Genomic DNA, 5,819 nt, shown 5'->3' with positions numbered 1-5,819 from the left:
TGACCTTCTTGACGAATTGCGATTTCAGGCCGATCTGGCCGATGCCCGGGATCTTGCAGTCGATGTCGTGGTCGCCATCCACCAGCCGGATGCCCCGGACCCTGGTGCCGACCTTGATCACGCTGGACGATCCTTTCAGCTTCAGATCCTTGATCACGCTGACCGTATCGCCATCGGCCAGCAGATTGCCGACGCTGTCACGCGTTTCGGGGCCGGTCTCCGATATGGCGTCGGGGGACCATTCATGCCCGCATTCGGGGCAGATCAGCAGGGAAGCCGCCTCGTAAGTATAGGCAGAGCGGCATTCGGGGCACGGGGGCAGGGTCTGGGTCATGCTGGTGCGTATAGCGCCAGACAACGCCAAGGGACAGGGGGCACCGGTTCATGAAAAAAACGCCGCGCAGGGGCGGCGTTTTCGTGACCTGTCCGGGTGGCCCGGAGCGCGCCGTGTTCATTCGCATTCACGCGACACGCTCTAACCCTTTGATAATGCATGTTCAAGAGGCACAAAACCGGTGCCCGCTTGTGTGCAACATGCTCTAGAAGCCGAGGCCCGCATATTTCGATTTGAACCGCGACACGCGACCGCCGGTATCCATCAGCCTGGCCGAACCGCCGGTCCAGGCGGGGTGGGAATTCGGGTCGATGTCCAGCGGCATGGTGTCCCCCTCGGCGCCCCAGGTCGAGCGCGTCTGATAGGTTGTGCCATCGGTCATCTTGACTTCGATCATGTGATAGTCGGGATGGATGTCTTTTTTCATCTCGCGACCTCCTCAGGCTTTCGCGTCGTTCTTGGGGCGGTAATTGGTCTTTTCGGCGATACGGGCCGATTTGCCGCGGCGGTCGCGCAGATAGTACAGCTTGGCGCGGCGGACCTTGCCACGGCGGACGACCTCGATCGCCTCGATATTGGTCGAATACAGGGGGAACACACGTTCCACGCCCTCGCCAAAGCTGATCTTGCGCACGGTAAAGCTGGCACCGATGCCGCTGCCGCCCTTGCGCGAGATGCAGACGCCTTCATAGTTCTGCACGCGGGTGCGGGTGCCCTCGGTTACTTTGTAACCGACGCGCACGGTATCGCCGGCCTTGAAATCGGGGATGGATTTGCCAAGCGCGGCGATCTGCTCGGCTTCCAGTTCTGCGATCAGGTTCATCGCGGGTTTTCCTCTGTCTGCTCGCGGCGGTCCCGCGATTGGTGTGATGCGCCCGAGAGCTGTCGGTCCTTTGCCGGGTCCATATGCGCGTCGGCATATGCCCGCCACAGGTCGGGGCGGCGTTCCTTTGTCAGCCATTCGGCCTGATCGGCCCTCCACCTGGCGATGGCCGCATGATGACCCGACAGCAGAACCTCGGGTATCCCGCGACCGTCCCACTGGGCGGGCCTGGTGTACTGGGGGGCCTCCAGCAGACCCCGGTTGCCGATGGAAAAGGATTCCTCGGCCAGAGAGCCCTGATTCCCCAGCACGCGGGGTATAAGCCGGACAGTGGCGTCGATCAAGACCTGAGCCGCGATCTCGCCCCCCGTCAGGACATAGTCCCCGATGCTGATTTCCTCGACCTCATGGGCGTCCAGCACGCGCTGGTCCACCCCCTCGAACCGGCCGCAGATCAGCGTGACGCCGGGGCCTTCGGCAAGAGCGCGCGCGCGCGCCTGTGTCAGCGGGCGGCCACGCGGCGACATATAGATCACCGGGGCGGGCGGGCCCTGCCGGGCCTCGCGCAGGGCGGCATCCATGACATCGGCCCGGATCACCATCCCCGCCCCGCCCCCGGCAGGCGTGTCATCGACATTGCGATGCCTGCCCACACCGAAATCCCGCAGCGGGATGGTTTGCAGGTTCCACAAGCCCTGTGCCAGCGCCCGGCCCGTCAGCGACAGGCCAAGAATGCCGGGAAAAGCCTCGGGGAACAGGGTCACGACCCGCGCGGTCCAGACGCCTTTCACCTGCGGTTCGGCCATCAGCTCGCGCGGGCGCAGGCTGGGGGTGATGGACAGGCGGCCATGGGATCGGGGCGTATCGGTCATTCGTCGGAACCCGGCGGATCGGCGACGATGCGACCGGCGGCCAGATCGACGGTCGGCACGATGGCGCGCGTAAAGGGCAGCAGCAGCAATTCCTTGCCCGCCACCTCAAGAATATCGCCCGCGCCATGGTCAAAGATCGCGCGGACCCGGCCCAGAACCTGCCCGCCGGTATCGACGACCTCCAGTCCGATCAGATCGGCATGATAGAATTCGTCGTCCGGCAGCGAGGGCAGGGCGCTGCGGGGGGCCCACAGCGTCGTGCCCTTCAGGCCTTCGGCATCCTCGCGCGTGGCGACGCCCGACAGGCGCGCGCCCAACCCGCCCGTGACGGGGCGGGTCAGTTTCACGGTAAAGCTGCGCTTGCCATCCTCGGTCGTCAGCGGGCCATAGCCGACGATATCCGCGGGTTCGGCGCAAAAGCTTTTCAGCCGCACCTCGCCCCGGACCCCAAAGGCCCCGGCAATGGCGCCCACGCAGATGCGGTCCTGTGCCATGGCTTTTCCGGCGCGCGCGCTTATTCGGCGGCGGTTTCTTCGGCCGGAGCTGCGGCCTTGGCGGCGCGCTGCTTGGCGCGGTCCTGGGCCTTTTTGCCCGGCTGTGCCTTTTTCATGTTCGCGCGCGCGGCCTTTTCACGGACACCGGCAGCCTCAAGAAAGCGGGCGATGCGGTCGGTCGGCTGCGCGCCCTGACCCAGCCAGTATTGCACGCGCTCGATATCCATCTTCACGCGATCTTCGCTGTCCTTGGGCAGCAGCGGGTTATAGGTGCCCAGCTTTTCCAGAAAGCGGCCATCGCGCGGCATGCGCGAATCGGTTGCGACGATGGCGTAATGCGGGCGCTTTTTGCTGCCGCCACGGGCCAGACGGATTTTCATTGCCATTGGGTTTCTCCTTTGAAATGGCGGGGTTGGCGGGCAATACCCGCCGTCAGGATTGATAGCTTTCGTGATGGCGGATCACCTCGGCGATCACGAAATTCAGGAATTTACGCGCGAATTCCGGGTCCAGGTCGGCCTCGCGTGCGAGGCGTTCCAGCCGCTCGATCTGCTGCGCCTCGCGCGAGGGATCGGACGGCGGAAGATCGTGTTTGGCCTTGAGGCGGCCGACGGCCTGGGTGCGCTTGAACCGTTCGGCCAGCGTATAGACAAGGATCGCGTCCAGCCGGTCGATGCTGTCGCGATGTTCTTTCAGCAGCGCGGCGGCGCGGGCGACGGGATTGGTCATCCGGGTCTCCTTTCTGCCCGCACCGGGCATGCACAGGGCGCGCGCAGCCTGTACACAGGGCGTATACAGGTCATGCCGCATCCCCGTTCGGGTGGCGCCAGACCAGATCGGCGGGATCGGGTCGCGGGGCATCGGGGTCAGGCAGGGCACCCAGCCGTTCGGCCAGCGCGGCAGAGCGGCGGTTGGCCGGGGCGACATAGCTGACCAGCGCGGGCCAGCCAAGCGTGCCAAAGGCGAAATCGCGCATCCGGGCGGCGGCCTCGGTCAGAAAACCATGGCCTTCGGCAAAGGCCATCCAGCCCAATTCGCGTTCGGGAAAATGCGGCAGATCGTTCAGCACGACCTGCCCGACCAGCCGCCCCGAGGCGGTTTCGGTCACGGCCAGCGCGCCACAGCCCCGCAACGGCCATTGTGCGACATCCGAGGCGAACCACTGCCACGCCCCTGCCAGATCGAAGGGGCCGCCCATATGGACCGCGCGATCCGACATCATCAGCGCGGCATAAATATCGAAATCGCCCATCACATGCGGGCGCAGGGTCAGACGCGCGGTGGTCAGGGTCGGGGCGGTCAGGGTCATGCCGCGCCCCCGTGATGGTGACGCAAGACAGCGCAACCGTCGCACGGTCCTTCGGCTGTCGCGCCAAGACGGCGGGCGACGGCGATCGAGGGGGCGTTGTCCGGGTCGGCATAGCTGACCAGAGCGGGCATTGCCAGCCGGCCGAAGGCCAGATCGCGGATCGCGGTGGCACCTTCGGTCGCAAGGCCGATGCCGCGCGCCTCGGGGATCAGGAACCAGCCCAGTTCCGGTTCGGGGTCGCCCTGTTCGTGATCCAGCGTGATGAAGCCGACCAGCCGGGCGTCTTTACGGGTTTCGGCGGCGAACAGGCCATGGCCGCGCAGGATCCAGCCCGCGACCAGTTCGCAGAATTCCAGCCATGCCCCGGCGGGGGCCACGGCATTGTCCGGGCCTGTCCCGCCCGCGTCGCGGACGATGGCCTCCCAGGTCTCGAAATCCCCGATCCGGGGGGCGCGCAGGCGCAGCCGTTCGGTTTCGATCACCGGAACCGGGGCGGCGATGCGCGCGGCCAAGTCGGCGCGCGGGCCGGTGGGCGGTGTCAGCCAGGGCCGGATCATGCGGACACCCCGGCGGTAAAGCCATAGGTCACCGCCTCGCGGCCATTGCGCATGTAACTGCCCTGATGGACGCCACCCAGCCTTTCCGCCAGACGGCGCGAACGGACATTGTCGGCATACATCCGGGCACGGAGGCCCGCGTAACCAAGCGCCCTTCCATGATCGAGCAACGCCTGAGCCGCCTCTGTGGCGAAACCCCAACCTTCGGCGGCGGGATCAAGCACATCCCAGCCAAGCGTCGCGATGTTTCCCTCTTCGGTCGGGGTCAGGCTGACCGCGACAAGGCGCTTGCCGGTCCGGCGATTTACCGCGATCCACAGGCCGTAGCCACGAAAATACCAGCTTACCGCCTCGATATAAGGGATGTTGCGGGCCGCATCTTCGGCGTGGGGGCCGTCATTGGGGCTGCTGCGTTCGCTGGTCCAGAAGGCGATCAGCGCATCCTGATCGGATTCGCGCACAGGGCGCAGCAGCAGCCGCGGGGTTCCAAGGCCGGGAACCTGCTCGCAAAGGGGCAACCGCCCCGCCTGCATGCTGACTGCCTGTTCTTCCATGGATCACTTTTTCCCGAACAGCCCGGACAGACCGCCGGGCAGCCCGGCCTTGCCCAGATCGCCGCCCAGCCCCTTGGGATCCTGTAGCATCCGGGTCGCCTCGGCCATTTTCGCCGGATCGACATCGGCCATGTCGGGCAGCCCTCCGCCCTTGCCGGTCATGGCGCGCATCGCCTGTTTCAGCATGCCGCCCTTGCCCATCTTGCCCAGCTTTTTCATCGTGTCGGCCATCTGCCGCTGCATCTTCAGCAGGCGGTTCAGTTCGGCCACGTCCATGCCGGCACCCGTGGCGATGCGTTTCTTGCGGCTGGCCTGCAACAGCGCCGGGTTGGCGCGTTCCTTTTTCGTCATGGAATTGATTAGCGCGACCTGACGGCGGATGGCGCTGTCATCCATGCCCGCAGCCTCGGCCTGTTTGGCCATTTTCTGCATGCCGGGCATCATGCCCATGATCGACTGCATCCCGCCCATCTTCTGCATCTGCTCTAGCTGGCCTTTCAGGTCGTTCATGTTGAACAGCCCCTTCTGGAACCGCTTCATCATGCGTTCGGCCTGTTCGACCTCCAGCACCTCTTGCGCCTTTTCGACCAGCGCCACGATGTCGCCCATGCCCAGGATGCGGCCCGCGACGCGCTGCGCGTCAAAGCCCTCAAGCGCGTCCATCTTTTCGCCAAGGCCGACAAAGCGGATCGGCTTGCCGGTGACGGCGCGCATCGACAGCGCCGCGCCGCCGCGCCCGTCGCCATCCATCAGCGTCAGCACAACGCCCGAAATCCCGACCTTGCCGTCGAATTCGGTGGCCACATTCACCGCGTCCTGACCGGTCAGGCCATCGACGACCAGCAGCGTCTCGCGCGGTTTGGCGATGTCGCGGAC

Annotated in this window: 10 protein-coding genes and 1 pseudogene; all 11 read right to left on the bottom strand. The window is 65.7% G+C overall.

The genetic code is table 11. From position 1 onward, the window contains the following. Nucleotides 1-334 (bottom strand): zinc ribbon domain-containing protein YjdM (locus ACK5L9_RS24145; protein ID WP_416914001.1); only part of this gene is annotated, 334 nt, incomplete at its 3' end. Nucleotides 335-539: 205 nt separating this feature from the next. Further along, the gene (rpmE, locus tag ACK5L9_RS24140) at nucleotides 540-761 is read right to left on the bottom strand and encodes a 50S ribosomal protein L31 (protein ID WP_416914000.1); all 222 of its coding nucleotides are present in this window, start codon (nucleotides 759-761) and stop codon (nucleotides 540-542) included. 12 nt (nucleotides 762-773) lie between these two features. Then, on the bottom strand, nucleotides 774-1,157 hold the full coding sequence (gene rplS, locus ACK5L9_RS24135) for a 50S ribosomal protein L19 (protein WP_416913999.1): 384 nt from the start codon (nucleotides 1,155-1,157) through the stop codon (nucleotides 774-776). Beyond that, nucleotides 1,154-2,029, bottom strand: a complete 876-nt coding sequence (trmD, locus tag ACK5L9_RS24130) for a tRNA (guanosine(37)-N1)-methyltransferase TrmD (protein ID WP_416913998.1) — start codon at nucleotides 2,027-2,029, stop codon at nucleotides 1,154-1,156. Before trmD ends, rplS begins: the two co-directional genes overlap by 4 nt. Further along, complete coding sequence (gene rimM / locus ACK5L9_RS24125; protein WP_416913996.1) at nucleotides 2,026-2,523, bottom strand: ribosome maturation factor RimM; 498 nt, start codon at nucleotides 2,521-2,523, stop codon at nucleotides 2,026-2,028. The genes trmD and rimM overlap by 4 nt, the downstream gene beginning before the upstream one ends. Nucleotides 2,524-2,543: 20 nt before the next feature. Further along, nucleotides 2,544-2,909: a 30S ribosomal protein S16 gene (gene rpsP, locus ACK5L9_RS24120; protein ID WP_416913995.1), complete on the bottom strand. Its 366-nt coding sequence runs from the start codon at nucleotides 2,907-2,909 to the stop codon at nucleotides 2,544-2,546. A gap of 46 nt (nucleotides 2,910-2,955) precedes the next feature. After that, the gene (locus ACK5L9_RS24115) at nucleotides 2,956-3,252 is read right to left on the bottom strand and encodes a chorismate mutase (RefSeq protein WP_416913994.1); all 297 of its coding nucleotides are present in this window, start codon (nucleotides 3,250-3,252) and stop codon (nucleotides 2,956-2,958) included. Nucleotides 3,253-3,322: 70 nt separating this feature from the next. Further along, nucleotides 3,323-3,832, bottom strand: a complete 510-nt coding sequence (locus tag ACK5L9_RS24110) for a GNAT family N-acetyltransferase (RefSeq protein WP_416913993.1) — start codon at nucleotides 3,830-3,832, stop codon at nucleotides 3,323-3,325. Further along, nucleotides 3,829-4,389 carry a GNAT family N-acetyltransferase gene (locus ACK5L9_RS24105; protein ID WP_416913992.1) on the bottom strand — a complete coding sequence of 187 codons (561 nt, stop codon included), beginning with the start codon at nucleotides 4,387-4,389 and terminating at the stop codon, nucleotides 3,829-3,831. The genes ACK5L9_RS24110 and ACK5L9_RS24105 overlap by 4 nt, the downstream gene beginning before the upstream one ends. Beyond that, complete coding sequence (locus ACK5L9_RS24100) at nucleotides 4,386-4,943, bottom strand: GNAT family N-acetyltransferase (RefSeq protein ID WP_416913991.1); 558 nt, start codon at nucleotides 4,941-4,943, stop codon at nucleotides 4,386-4,388. The genes ACK5L9_RS24105 and ACK5L9_RS24100 overlap by 4 nt, the downstream gene beginning before the upstream one ends. Nucleotides 4,944-4,946: 3 nt before the next feature. Beyond that, nucleotides 4,947-5,819 (bottom strand): annotated as a pseudogene (locus ACK5L9_RS24095) (signal recognition particle protein); the annotation flags it as partial.

This window comes from Paracoccus sp. (in: a-proteobacteria), assembly GCF_047973135.1.
GTDB lineage: Bacteria > Pseudomonadota > Alphaproteobacteria > Rhodobacterales > Rhodobacteraceae > Paracoccus.
The sequence above is the reverse complement of the archived record's forward strand: the minus strand, read 5'-3'. Positions and strand labels throughout refer to the sequence as shown.